The 13,010-nt window shown below is 66.7% G+C and carries 12 protein-coding genes; 7 read left to right on the plus strand and 5 right to left on the minus strand.

The window, feature by feature from the left end; genetic code table 11:
• The first annotated feature begins 16 nt into the window (after positions 1 to 16).
• On the plus strand, positions 17 to 364 hold the full coding sequence (locus tag VEA80_RS13950) for a hypothetical protein (protein WP_325061365.1): 348 nt from the start codon (positions 17 to 19) through the stop codon (positions 362 to 364).
• Here VEA80_RS13950 and VEA80_RS13955 read toward each other — a convergent pair.
• A complete protein-coding gene (locus VEA80_RS13955) occupies positions 361 to 1,359 on the minus strand; it encodes a glycerophosphodiester phosphodiesterase (protein WP_325061366.1) in 999 nt (332 codons plus the stop codon). The two genes, VEA80_RS13950 and VEA80_RS13955, sit on opposite strands and share 4 nt — an antisense overlap.
• 50 nt (positions 1,360 to 1,409) lie before the next feature.
• The gene (locus VEA80_RS13960; RefSeq protein WP_325061367.1) at positions 1,410 to 2,549 is read right to left on the minus strand and encodes an acyl-CoA dehydrogenase family protein; all 1,140 of its coding nucleotides are present in this window, start codon (positions 2,547 to 2,549) and stop codon (positions 1,410 to 1,412) included.
• A 158-nt stretch (positions 2,550 to 2,707) separates the two neighbouring features.
• Here VEA80_RS13960 and VEA80_RS13965 point away from each other — a divergent pair, with 158 nt between their 5' ends.
• From VEA80_RS13965 to VEA80_RS13975, 3 genes are read left to right on the plus strand one after another with little or no spacing between them, the layout of a single operon-like run.
• Positions 2,708 to 2,959 carry a hypothetical protein gene (locus tag VEA80_RS13965; protein ID WP_325061369.1) on the plus strand — a complete coding sequence of 84 codons (252 nt, stop codon included), beginning with the start codon at positions 2,708 to 2,710 and terminating at the stop codon, positions 2,957 to 2,959.
• Positions 2,960 to 3,019: 60 nt separating this feature from the next.
• Positions 3,020 to 3,913, plus strand: a complete 894-nt coding sequence (locus VEA80_RS13970) for a DMT family transporter (protein WP_325061370.1) — start codon at positions 3,020 to 3,022, stop codon at positions 3,911 to 3,913.
• Positions 3,910 to 4,302 carry a PaaI family thioesterase gene (locus tag VEA80_RS13975; protein ID WP_325061371.1) on the plus strand — a complete coding sequence of 131 codons (393 nt, stop codon included), beginning with the start codon at positions 3,910 to 3,912 and terminating at the stop codon, positions 4,300 to 4,302. The genes VEA80_RS13970 and VEA80_RS13975 overlap by 4 nt, the downstream gene beginning before the upstream one ends.
• 119 nt (positions 4,303 to 4,421) lie before the next feature.
• Here the strand turns inward: VEA80_RS13975 and VEA80_RS13980 are convergent, their stop codons facing one another.
• Positions 4,422 to 6,416 (minus strand): elongation factor G, encoded by a 1,995-nt coding sequence (locus VEA80_RS13980; protein WP_325061372.1) that lies wholly within the window; start codon positions 6,414 to 6,416, stop codon positions 4,422 to 4,424.
• Positions 6,417 to 6,655: 239 nt separating this feature from the next.
• Positions 6,656 to 7,429, minus strand: a complete 774-nt coding sequence (locus VEA80_RS13985; RefSeq protein ID WP_325061373.1) for a MerR family transcriptional regulator — start codon at positions 7,427 to 7,429, stop codon at positions 6,656 to 6,658.
• 161 nt (positions 7,430 to 7,590) lie between these two features.
• Here VEA80_RS13985 and VEA80_RS13990 point away from each other — a divergent pair, with 161 nt between their 5' ends.
• The gene (locus tag VEA80_RS13990) at positions 7,591 to 9,750 is read left to right on the plus strand and encodes a M10 family metallopeptidase C-terminal domain-containing protein (RefSeq protein WP_325061374.1); all 2,160 of its coding nucleotides are present in this window, start codon (positions 7,591 to 7,593) and stop codon (positions 9,748 to 9,750) included.
• Positions 9,751 to 9,917: 167 nt separating this feature from the next.
• Positions 9,918 to 11,828, plus strand: a complete 1,911-nt coding sequence (locus tag VEA80_RS13995; RefSeq protein WP_325061375.1) for a methyl-accepting chemotaxis protein — start codon at positions 9,918 to 9,920, stop codon at positions 11,826 to 11,828.
• 30 nt (positions 11,829 to 11,858) lie between these two features.
• Here VEA80_RS13995 and VEA80_RS14000 read toward each other — a convergent pair whose 3' ends face one another.
• Entirely contained in the window at positions 11,859 to 12,617 is a 759-nt protein-coding gene (locus VEA80_RS14000) for a phosphatase PAP2 family protein (protein ID WP_325061376.1), read from the minus strand.
• Between the two features lie 99 nt (positions 12,618 to 12,716).
• Between VEA80_RS14000 and VEA80_RS14005 the strand changes: the two genes are divergently transcribed.
• Entirely contained in the window at positions 12,717 to 12,968 is a 252-nt protein-coding gene (locus tag VEA80_RS14005; RefSeq protein ID WP_325061377.1) for a hypothetical protein, read from the plus strand.
• The last annotated feature ends 42 nt before the right edge of the window (positions 12,969 to 13,010 follow it).

Raw genomic sequence — 13,010 nt, forward strand, 5'->3', positions numbered from 1 at the left:
GGAGCCGGAGGGGCGTTTGAACACGTATAATTGGCAGGGCGCGAGCGGGCGCTGGTACGAGTTCGAGATCGCGCGCGCGCAGCGCGCGTGGGAGCCTGTCGGCGGCCTCTACATGTTTGTAAAGCCGCCGGAGCAGCCCGCCCTCGATTGGGGCGGGCCGATCTGCCTCTTCATCGCCCGCACCGATGATTTTTCGAAGACGCTGTCGCGCCACGAGATGTGGCAAGCGGCCGAGAACCTCGGCGCGCGCGAAATCCACCTGCTCGTGATCAAGGACGATCAGACCCGCGCCCGCGTCGAGAAGGACTTGCTCGAAGCGCAAGCGCCTATCCTCAACCGCAACATGCTGCGGCGGGTGGCTTAGGCCCGCGCCGCTACAGCGGCCGCCGGAAAGTCACTGAACACGCCATCGACGCCGGCCGCATAGAACGCGCGCAGCTCCGCAGTGAAATCGCCGTGCTGGCGCATGTAATCCGGCGCGCTCGCGTCGCCGCGGCGCAGCTCGGACGGCAGGAAGTAGTTCTCAGCCCTGAACGTCCACGGATGCACCACCAAGGTCGCCGAATGGGCGCGTGCGACGAGATCCGTCGGCGCCAAGGAGCGCCCGTCGGCGCCGCGCGGAATGATCAGTGATTTCTCCGGGCCGATGCCGCGCGCGTACTCAGCAATCGCGCGCAAGCCGGCGTCGCTCAGCATGTCGGCATAGCTCAGCTCGCGCCTGTCCCACGGCCCGCCGCTCGCCGCGACCAGCTGCACGCAGTTCCAGCGGATCGACGACATCTCAGCCAATTGCCGTAGCGCCCCGATCTCGAAGCACTGCACGAACATCGCATCAGCCGCGCGCTGGGCGCCGCCTTCGCGCACTGCTGCGATAAAGGCCGGCACGGGATCCAGCCCCTGCTCGCGCAAGAACGTCGGATGCTTCAGCTCCGGATAGACGCCGACGCCGGATTCAAGCGCCAGCGCCAGGGCCTCCGCGAACGTCGGAATCTCCTCCCGCCCGTCGAAGGCCATGTTCGCGGGTCGAAGCTGCGGCAGCCGCTCCTTGCAGCGCAGCGTCTTCAGTTCGGCGAGCGTGAAATCCTCAACCCACCAGCCGGCCGCGGCGACGCCATCGACCGTCTTCTTTTTGCGCCGATCCGCGAATTCAGGCCGCGCGCCGACATCCGTCGTTCCGGAGATCTCGTTCTCGTGCCGACACACCAGCACGCCGTCTTTGGTCATCACCAAATCCGGCTCGATGAAGTCCGCGCCTTGCGCGATCGCCAGCCGATATGCCGCCAAAGTGTGCTCCGGGCGCTCGCCACTGGCGCCGCGATGGGCGATGACGATCGGCCGGCGCGAATTCTCGACACCCATGCTCGCGCATCCTCCCAGCGCCAGCGCGCCCGCGACGACGTCGCGCCGCCTCATCCCTTCAGCATTTCGCGCGAGACGATGACGCGCATGATCTCGTTGGTGCCTTCGAGGATGCGGTGCACACGCAGATCGCGGACGATGCGCTCGACCTCGTAGTCGGCCAAATAGCCGTAGCCGCCATGCAGCTGCAGCGCCTGGTCCGCCACCTTGAACGCGGTGTCGGTGACGAAGCGCTTGGCCATCGCGCAATATTTGGTCGCGTCCGGCGCTTTCGCGTCGAGCTTGCGCGCCGCCTGGTGCAGCAGCGCGCGCGAAGCCGCGAGTTCGGTCTCCATGTCCGCCAGCACGAATTGCGTATTCTGGAAATCGGCGATGCGTTTGCCGAACTGCTTGCGCTCCTTCACGTACGCAAGCGCACGATCGAGCGCGTCCTGCGCGCCGCCCAACGCACAGGCGGCGATGTTGAGGCGCCCGCCATCGAGGCCTCGCATCGCGTACTTGAAGCCTTCGCCCTCCGGGCCGATGCGGTTCTCTACCGGCACGCGGCAATCCTCGAAGTTCACGATCGCCGTCGGCTGCGCGCGCCAGCCCATCTTGTCTTCGGCCTTGCCGAACGAGAGCCCAGGGGTTCCGTCCTCGACCAGCACGGTCGAGACGCCCTTCGGCCCCTCCTCGCCGGTTCGGCACATCAGCACATAGAGATCGGAAAAGCCCGCACCGGAAATGAACGCCTTCGAGCCGTTGATCACGTAGAGCGAATTGCCTTCAGGCTTCGCGGTCGTCCGCAGCGCGCCGGCGTCCGAGCCCGAGCCGGGCTCGGTCAAGCAATAGGAGGCGATCTTCTCCATCGTCGTCAGCTGCGGCAGCCATTGCGCGCGCTGCTCGGCGGCGCCGAACGAGTCGATCATCCAGGCGCACATGTTGTGAATGGAGAGAAACGCCGAGGTCGCCACGCAGCCGCGCGACAGCTCTTCGAAGATCAAGGCCGCGTCGAGCCGGGTGAGGCCGGAGCCGCCATGCTCTTCGCCGACATAGATGCCGGCGAAGCCCAGACCGGCCAACTCCTTCAGCACGCCCCGGTCGAGGCCCTCCTCCTCCCAGCGCGCTGCGTTCGGGCGCAGCCTGTCCTGCGCGAACGAACGCGCAGTCTCGACGATCATGTGTTGGTCTTCGGTCAGGTCGGCGGCCATTGTTCCCTCTTTCGGCGCCTTATAGCCGCTCGTCTCGGCTGCGCCAGCGCCCGTCGCCACCGGCCGCGCAACTGGCCCATGGAACCGCTTACCATGACACCACGTTTATGACCCCGGCGGCGTGCGCCGCCAGACTGGGACATATCAGGAGAAATCACATGTTGAAGTCTGTGCTGGCTGCGGGCGCGGCCGCCGCGTTGCTGAGCGTCGCCGCTTGCGGCCAGGGGCCAAACGAAGAGGCTGGCGAACAAGCCGACACCGCTTACGAACAGTCCACGACCGGCGAAACCAACATGGGCCAAGGGCCGATGGAAGAAGCCGGCGAGCAGGCCGATGAAGCGCAGCAAGGCGAATCCATGCCGCCGGCTGGCGACACCACCACGACGACTCCGCCGGCGACGACTCCGTAATCGCCTCGCAGCGATTGCAGCTCAGCTCCCCGTGCGCTTAAACGCGCGCGGGGAGTTTTCATGTTCGGCCGTCTTCCGCCAGCTTTGGTGCTGACGCTGGCGATCGTCGCCGGCTCGGCGATGGACGCCACCATCAAGTGGCTTGGCCAGACCAACCACATTCTGTTGGTGGGCTTTGCCCGCTACGCCATCGGCACGATCTTCGCCTACGGCATCTGGGTTCACGCCGGCCGCCCTGTCATTACGCGCGAGATGTGGGGCGCACACGCCGTGCGCGGCTTCGTCATCGCCGGAACAGCGATGACGTTCTTCTGGGCGCTCACCGTGCTGCCGCTCGCGGAGGCGGTGACGCTCTCCTTCATCTATCCGCTGATCGTGCCGTTCGTCGCCTGGCCGATGCTCGGCGAACGCGTGCGGCCGGCCAGCCTGCTCGCCGCCGGCATCGGCTTCGTCGGCGTCCTGACGGCGACGCAGGGCGCGCCGCCGGCGGACGAATCGCCGCTGCACACGCTCGGCGTCGCCGCCGTGCTCGTTTCGGCCTGCCTGTTCTCCATCGCCATGGTGCTGCTGCGCGCACGGGCGCAGACCGACGGCGCGCCGATCGTCGGGCTGATGACGAGCTTCATTCCCGCGCTCATCGTCGCCGCACCCGCCATCGCCGTTTCACCGCCGCCGCGGGCGGAGGATTGGCCGTTCTTCGTGCTGATGGGCGCGCTCGCCGCCGGCTTCATGTATCTGATGGCGAAAGCCTATGCGCGCGCCGAAGCGCAACAGCTCGCCCCGATCCACTACACCGAATTGCTGTGGGCGAGCGCGATCGGCTTCGTCGTCTTCCACGAGACGCCGCGCATTCAGATCTATATCGGCGCCGCTTTCATCATCGCCGCCTGCCTGTTCGCCGCCTATCACGAACGCCGCATCGCCCACGCCGCCGCCAAGGAGACGCCGACATGAGTTCGATCAGCGCCGACATCATCCCGTTCGCCAAGACCATGGGCGTCGAGATCGTCGAGGCCTCGCCCGAGCGCGTGAGCGCGCGCCTGCTCGTGCGCCCGGAGCTCTGCACCACTGGCGGGACGCTGCATGGCGGCGCGGCCATGGCGCTGGCCGACACGCTCGGCGCGATCGGCGCCCATCTCGCGCTGCCGCCGGACGCCAAAGGCACGACGACCCTCGAAAGCAAGACCAACTTCCTCGGCGCGGCGAAGGCCGGGGCCACCGTCAGCGCCGAGACAACACCCATACACGCGGGCCGCACCACCAGCGTCTGGCAAACCAAGATCACCGGCGAAGACGGCAAGACCATCGCGCTGGTGATCCAAACGCAATTGGTGCTGCGCTGAGCATCCTCGCCCCGCGCAGCGAGGGAAAGCGGCGAAGCCGCGAGGGAGGGGGACAGTGTACTTCCCCCTCCCCTAACCCCTTCCCCGCTTCGCTAACGCTCCGCGGAGCGAGGGGAATCTTACGCCGCGCTGGGCTGCGCGCGTTTGGCCACTTCGTCGGCGCGCCGGCCGCTGACTTCGACCATGTGGTCGAACTCGGCTTCGAACGTCGCCAACCCTTGTGTCAGCGAACGCAGTTCGATGATGAAGTTCTGCCGTTCCGCATGCGGCAGATAGACATCGACGCGATCCCAGCCCGGCCAGCCTTCGCGGGCTTCGAAGCCGAGAATTTGGCCGTTGTGCGCCGACACGGCCGAGTTGATCTTCGGCGTGCCCCAGTTCGGCGTGTAGATGGTCAGCTTCTCGATCGGCTCCAGCAGCACCGAGCCGCATTTCTCGATCGCCTCCTGCATGCCGATGCGGCCCGCCATCTGGAACGAGTGCTCGGAGGAATCCACCGAGTGGAACGAGCCGTCGATCAGCGTCACGGAAACATCCACGACCGGAAAGCCGATCGCGCCCTTCTGCATCGCGTCCTTCACGCCGGCTTCGACCGCAGGAATCCATTGCCGCGGAATCGCCCCGCCCGTGATCTTGTCGACGAACTGGAAACCCTCGCCGCGCGGCAGCGGCTTCACCTGAATGACGCAATCGCCGAACTGGCCGTGCCCGCCGGTCTGCTTCTTGTGCCGGCCGCGCACTTCTGCCGGCTTGCGTAGGCTTTCCTGGTATGGGGTGGACGGCGGCGCAGTCGAGACATCGACGCCGAACCGGTTCTTCAGCCGCTCCAGCACCGCACGCAGGTGCGGCTCGCCTTGGCCCTGCAGCAGAATTTCGTGTGTGGTCTGATCGTGCTTCACGGCAAGGCCCGGATCTTCCTCGACCAGCTTCTGCAGCGCGCCAGACAAGCGCACGTCGTCCTTCCGATCCTTCGTCGCGATGGCGAGCTGATAGACTGGATAGCGCTTTTTGAAGTTGACCTTGATCTCCTGCTTGCCGCTCGCCGCGAGCAGATCGCCGGCCGCGACCGGATCGAGTTTGCCGATGGCGACGACATCGCCCTCAGGCGCGCGCGAGACCTTTTTGACCTGCGAGCCATTGACCGCGAACAGCGCCCCTGGTCGCTGCGTCGACCCATCGCTCAGCGTCAGCTGATCCTGGTCGCTCATGGCGCCGCCGAACACGCGCGCATAGGCGAGCTTGCCGGCCTGTCCCGCGTGCGAGATTTTCATCACGTAGGCGCCCGCGCCCTCGAGCCCCAATCGCGCCGCCGCGAAGCTCGGCGCCGGCGTGTCGTGCCGGAACGCCTTGAGCAGCCGCCGCACGCCATTGCCCTGCGCCGTCGAGCCGAAAAACACCGGCACGATCAATCCTTCGCGCATCTCGCGCACGAGATCCGCGAACACGGTGTCGCGGTCCGGCGTCACGTCCGACAGCAATTGCTCCATCAGCGTATCGTCGAAATCGGCCAGCTGCTCCATCATGTGGAAGCGCGCTTCGGTTTCGCGCTCGGACATGTCCTTCGGAATGTCGACGATCTGCGAGGGCTTGCCCTGCTGGTACAGAAACGCGCGTTCAAGTGCGAGATCGACAAAGCCGGTGACGCGTTCGTCCTGCCAGATCGGAATCTGCCGCGCCACCAAAGGCGTCGTCGAAACCGGCTGCAAGGATTCCAAAAGATCGCGGATGCGCCCGCGCGCCTGGTCGATCTTGTTGATGAACAAAGCGCGCGGGATGTTCATCTCTTCGAGCAGCTTCAAGAACGGCTGTACCAGCACGGCCTTGTCCGGATCGGGATCGGCGACGACGATGGCGAGGTCGACACCCGGCAACGCGAAGTCCGCGTCGGCCAAGAAGTCGACGGCGCCGGGCGCATCGATCAGCGCGTAATGGTCGCCCATGAAGTCGATCGCGGTGAACTGAGTTTCGGTGCTTTGGCCGGCGGCGTTCGGGGCGGCGCCCGAACCGCCCGAGGCGGCCGAAGCCAGAGCTTGGATCAACGCCGTCTTGCCCGCCCCGGTCGGACCGACGACGGCGATTGCCCTCACCACATTTGCCGATTTGCTTTCAGGCATGGCGCGCTACCTCCCTTTCTTTCCCTCTGGGGGATGGGGCGGCGCCCAGCGGCAGGCGCCGCTTCTCGCTTATGCGGCCTCGTTTGGAGGCCAGGGAGGCACTGTTTCACGAACGCAAGGATCGCTCAAGCGGGCGCACGCATCCTGGAGAGGTCGTCATCCTGGGGCGTGAATCGAGCGCCGGGAGCCCAAGGCTCACGGTCCGCGCGCATCGCCAAGCCCCAGAATGACGGAAACCCTCAGCCGCCGCTTTGCTTCAGCGCCTCGAACACGCGGCCCATGAAGCTCCAGTGCGCTTGCGACGGCAATTGCTTCGCGAGTTCCGGATCCTGCATCGCGTCGCGATTCATCGCGCCCGCCGCTTTGAACAGCGCCGGATCGCCCTGCGTGAATTCGCCGATCAGCGCCTGCGCGCGGCGACCGATCTCCAGCGCCGCATCCGAGCCGGGCTCGGCGTTCGGGCCCAGCGCATCGATGTCGGCGTAGATCTTCTCCCACGCCGCCGTCACGCGCGCTTGATCCTCGGCCGTGAACGGCCGCGCGCGCAGCTCCTGCAATTGCTCGGGCGTGTAGTGCTTCTGCGCCAACGCTTCCATCTTGTCGTTCCACTTGAATTCCGACATGGCCGTACTCCTGACGAGTTTTCCCAGCTCGTCCGGGGAAAGGCTGCGCCGTTCGGCCAGCTTTGCGCGCGCCGAACGCACGAGCGCCAGCGCCGTTTCGGCTTCGGCTTTCGCGTCCTCGAGCGCGGCTTCCTGCAGCGCCAGCGCCGCGGCGAGATCGCCTGAGCCGCGCAGCAGGTCGCCGATGCGCTTCAGCGGCAGGCCGAGATGCTTCAGCGCCAAGATCGCGCTGAGCCGCTCGATCTCAGGCTGGCGATAGATGCGCCAGCCCGCCACCGTCCGCGCCGGCCTCAGCAGTCCCGCCTCCTCGTAGACGCGCAGCGCCTTGACCGAAACGCCGAAGCGCTTCGCCACCGCCGCCGCGGTCTCCTGGAACACGTTGGCCTTCATCACGCCGCCTTTCCTCGAACGGCCCGCATGAGAAGGCCAGCCCCAGGGGCCGGCTCAAGCGGTTTTTCACGGCCCTGTTCACCAGCGCGTGATGGCGACTGGTCGCAACGGCGTTGGCGCGCGGCGGCGGCGGCCTAGCATTGCTCGCCTGGGAGGGCGCCATGCCGCGATCGACTTCACTCTCCGCCTGGAGCACGGGCGCCGAGCCGCCGGCCGACTTCCAAACGCCGACGGCCGGCACGGCCCCGAACGGTTTGCCTTACTTCTCCTGGGACCAAGGCGCCGCGCAGCTCAACCGCGAAGGCTGGAGCTGGAGCGCGACGCTCGCAACGCCGATCACCATCACCTACGGCTTCCGCGCGACGGGCCCCGTGCCGAGCTTCAGCGGCGTCTCCGGCTTCGCGCAGTTCAACGCCATCCAGATCGGCGTCGCCGAGGAGCTGCTCGATCTCTGGTCCGAGGTCGCCAACATCTCCTTCGTGCGCTCGGGCGCGGGCTACGCCAACACCGGCGCGATCCTGTTCGGCAATTTCATCAATGGGCCGCCGCAATTCTCCGCCTTCACTTATCTGCCCGAGCCCGGCGCCACCGCCGGCAATCTGCAGAACGGCGACATCTGGGTGAATGTCTCGCGCGACTACGACGCCAACCCGCTCGCACTCCCACTCGGCGCGCAGATCCTGCTGCACGAGATCGGCCACGCCATCGGCATCCTGCATCCGAGCGAATATGACGGCGGCGCTGCGGGTGGCGCGACCTATGTGAACGACGCCGACTTCTGGCAGGACACGCGTCAGTTCACAGTGATGAGCTATTTCAGCGAGACCAATACCGGCGCCTCGTACGGCAATTACTACGTCACTGCGCCGCAAATGTACGACATCGCCGCGGCGCAATATCTCTACGGCGCCAACATGACGACGCGGACCGGCGACACCGTCTACGGCTTCGGCGGCAACACCGGCCACGCCGTGTTCACGATCGCCTCTGCTTCGCAGGGTGCGATCTTCTGCATCTGGGACGCCGGCGGCGAGGACACGCTCAACCTGTCCGGCTACGCGACCAACTCGCACATCGATCTGCGCGCGGAATCCTTCTCCAGCGCCGGATTCCATTCGACCGGCGCGATGATCGGCAATATCTCGATCGCCCGCGGCGTCACCATCGAGAACGCCGTCGGCGGCGCCGGCGCCGACACCATCATCGGCAACGCCGCCGCAAACTTGCTCACCGGCAACGCCGGCGCCGACGTGATCAGCGGCGGCGCCGGGTTCGATACTGCTATCTACGCCGGCGCTTCGAGCGGCGCGATCTGGACGCGCAATGCGAGCGGCGCCTGGACGGTCTCGGCTGAAGGCGGCGATACGCTGAACAGCGTCGAGCGCATCCGCTTCAGCGACCGCGACATCTATCTCGATCCGGCGCAGCAGACCTTCAGCGGCAACGGCACCTCCGACGTGCTGTTCCGCGGCGCGGACGGCGCGCTGGTCAGCTGGGAGGTCGCTGGCGCTGGTCTTGTTTCCCACGCCTACCTTGGCGCGGTCGGACTGGAATGGGCGGTCGCCAATACGGCGGACTTCGATGGCGACGGCCGCGACGACATCCTTTGGCGCCGCGACGATGGGCTTACCTTCGTTTGGCGCATGGACGGCGGCGCAATCGCCGGCGCAGGGTTCACTTCACTTCAAGTCGGCGCCGAGTGGCAGATCGCCCAAACCGGCGACTTCAATGCCGACGGGCGCGACGACATCCTGTGGCGCGACGGCTCGGGCGTGACGGCGATTTGGATGATGGGCGCGACTGGGCTCGACGTCGCCGCCGCCACGGCGACGGCGCAGCAGGTCGGTCTGGATTGGAGCATCGCCGCACTCGGCGATCTCGACGGCGACGGCCGCGACGACATCGTTTGGCGCAACGAAGGCGGCGCGACCGTGGTTTGGCGCATGGACGGGGCGAGCGCCGTCGCCGCCGCGGCGACGAGCGCACAGCCCGGGCTCGAATGGGCGATAGCCGGCGTCGGCGATTTCGATGGCGACGGCCGCGAAGACCTGCTCTGGCGCCATGAGAACGGACTCACCGCGATCTGGCGCATGGACGGCGCGGAAATCATGAGCGCGGCGGCGACCAGCGCTCAGGTTGGAAACGAATGGGCGATCGCCGGCGTCGGCGACTATGACGGCGACGGCCGCAGCGACATCCTGTGGCGCAACGACGATCTCGGCGGCCTCGTTTATGTATGGATCATGAACGGGTCGATCGTGGCACAGTCACGCGCCGTCAGCTCCGCCGGCGCAGAGTGGGACGTCGTCGCCGGCGGCTGAGGGCATCGCGTCGCGACCGCGTACGCCCTCTTAACGAGAGTTTGCCGACGGCGCGGCGCTCCTCGGCAGGCCGGTCAAATGCAGTTCAATTCAGGTCCGCTTAAGTGCTGGCGGCCAGCTTCCCCGCGAAAGACTGCGCGAAGCCGCAGAACCGCTGGGAAGGACCAATGTCGCTCGATAATCTCAAGATATCGCGGAAACTCGTCGTCGCGTTCGCCGCTCTGATCGCCACCTCGGCGGGCGCCAGTACCATGTTGTACTTCGGCCTGCACGACCTCGGCGCAAAGATCGAACAGGTCGACGCCGTCAACGAACGCACGCTTCTCATCGAAAAGGCGTACGTCCAGTTGGTCGAGCAGCAATCGACCATGCGCGGCTATTCGATCGACGCCAATCCTTCACGGCTGGAGGACGCCGCACAGTTCGCCGCGGCGTTCGACGAGGCCATCACCGAGTATCGGGACGTGACGATCTTCCCGGAACAGCGCGAGCGCGCAGGTCAGATCATCGCAATGGTCGGCGAACTTCGCCAAGACTTCGAACGCGGCGCCGCTCTTGTCGCCGATCCGGCGACTCGCGCGGAAGGCGCGCAAATCATCGCCTCGGCGCGCCTTGGCGACATACGCGACAAGATCGGCGAGATGCTGACCTACCAGGAAGAACAGCTGGTCCGACGCGGAGAAGAGCAAGCGGCGTCGGTGAATAATGCCGACCTGGTGCTGATCGTCGGCGGCGTCCTCTCTGCGGCAATCGCGTTTGCGATGGGCTGGCTGCTGACCCGCAGCATCGCCACACCGGTTGGGCAGATGACGCAGACCATGGCCCGGCTCGCCGCCGGCGACAACTCGGTCGCCGTTCCAGGCATGGGCCGCAAGGACGAGATCGGCGAAATGGCCGCCGCCGTGCAGGGCTTCAAGGACGCGGCGATCGACAAGCTGCGACTCGAAGCGGAAGCCGCCGAGCAACGCGAAGCCGCCGAAGCCGAACGCGCCAGCAACGAAGAAGCGCAACGTAAGGCGGCCGCCGAGCAAGCCCTCGTGGTCTCCGGCCTCGCCGACGGCCTCTCGAACCTGGCGCGAGGCGAGCTGACCTATCGCATCAGCCGCGACTTTCCCGGCGAATACAGGAAGCTGCAGGACGATTTCAACGCGGCCATGAACCAGCTGCAGGAGACGATGAAGGTCATCTCCGCCGCCAGTGAAGGCATCCGCGGCGGGGCCGGCGAGATCAGCGGCGGCGCCGACGATCTCTCGCGCCGCACCGAACAGCAAGCTGCGAGCGTCGAAGAAACCGCGGCGGCGCTCGATCAGATCACCGCGACGGTCAAGCGCGCAGCCGACGGTTCGCGCCAAGCGCATCAAGCGGTCGCCACCGCGCGCAGCGACGCCGAGCAAGGCGGCGCGGTGATGAAGGGCGCAATCGCAGCGATGCAGGAGATCGAGAAATCGGCGCAGCAGATCGCGCAGATCATCGGCGTCATCGACGAGATCGCGTTCCAGACCAATCTGCTCGCGCTCAATGCCGGCGTCGAAGCGGCGCGCGCCGGCGACGCCGGACGCGGCTTCGCGGTGGTCGCGTCCGAAGTGCGCGCTCTGGCGCAGCGTTCGGCCGAAGCCGCCAAGGAGATCAAGGCGCTGATCTCCGCCAGCTCGCAGCAGGTGGAAAGCGGCGCGCGCCTCGTTGGCGACACGGGCGAGACGCTCTCACGCATTATCGCCCGCGTGGCGGAAATCGACGGCCTCGTGCGGGAGATCGCCGCCTCCGCCGAGGAGCAGGCGACGGGCCTCAGCCAAGTGAACACGGCGGTGAACCAGATGGATCAAGGCACGCAACAGAACGCGGCCATGGTCGAGCAGAGCACAGCCGCCAGTCACGCGCTCGCCAAGGAAGCCGCCGAACTCGCGGCCCTCGTCGCCAAATTCAATATCGGCCAGACATTAGCTGCGGCGCCGGCGAGAACCTCCGCACCGAGATCCGTCAATCCGAAGCCGGCCGCAAAGTCCACGCCGGTCCGCCGCATTTCCGCAGGCGGCGCCGCCGCGGCCGCCATCGCGAACGACGACTGGCAGGAATTCTGATCGGACCAGAACTCGAAGCCGAGGCGGCGCTCAAGCGGGCGCCGCCTTTTTCGTCAGCAGCGTCGCCGCCAGCCAGCACAGCAGCGCCCAGGCCGCGCCGAGACACCAGCCGGCCAGCACGTCGGTCGGCCAGTGCACGCCGAGATAGATCCGGCTCATGCCGATCAGCAGCGTCATCACTATCGCGGCGCCCAGAATGTAGCTGCGTTCGCGCGTGCGGTCCTGCGTGTGCGCGAGCAGCGCGCCGAGCGTCAGATATGTCACCGCCGAGAGCATCGCGTGGCCGCTCGGAAAACTCATGCTGGTGACGTCCGCCACGTGCGCGACGAGATCGGGCCGCGGGCGCGCAAAGCCTACTTTGAGGCCTTCGCTGATCGCCGTGCCGCCCAAGGTCGCCGCCAACACGAGCACCGCGTCCGCCCATTTCTTCTGCAGCGCCAGCCAGCCGAGCACCAGCAGCGTCACCAGCGCGAGCACGCCGAAGCCGCCGAGCGCCGTGATCTCGGCGACCGCCTCCTCGAACCAGCGCGGGCCGATCGGATCGGCCGGATCGCTAGTGCGCAGCGCCAGCAGCAGGCTCTCGTCGAACCAACGCGCCTCCCCTTCGCCCTCGGTCACTTCGTCGGTGATCTCGGCGAACCCGAGCAGCGCCAGCGCCGCGCCGAAGAACGCCGCCACCGCGACAATCTCGCGCCGCGCCAACTCCAGCAAAGACCCGAGCTTGCGCTTCACCCCATGCCTCACGCTGTCAACGCCGCTGAATGCGGCGGCGACCGTCAAGGTTCCCATCCGTTCGCCCGGCCGAGTTGGCCGCTTTTGGGACGAACTGTTCCTCCCTGACGGCGTTGTAAGTGCGGGCGCCGAAGGAGACGCCGAGGAGGAAAAGTGATGAGACTGCTGATCGCCGCTGCGGCCGCCGCCGCCGCTTTAAGCCTCGCCGCCTGCAACCAGGCCGATGTCAACGAAGCCGAACAAGAAACCGAACAAGCCGCCGGCGAAACCGGCGACACGCTCGAAGGCGCCGGCGAACAGATCGGCGACGCCGCGCACGAAGCCGGCGAAGCCGTGGAAGACGCCACCAACGAAGCCGCGCAATCCGTCGAACGCGCGACCGACGACAACGAGAAGACGGAGCCATAATCAGAAGCCAGAAACCAGATGTCAGAAGTCAGAATCGACCGG

This window comes from Vitreimonas sp. (assembly GCF_035627415.1).
Taxonomy (GTDB): domain Bacteria; phylum Pseudomonadota; class Alphaproteobacteria; order Caulobacterales; family Aquidulcibacteraceae; genus Vitreimonas.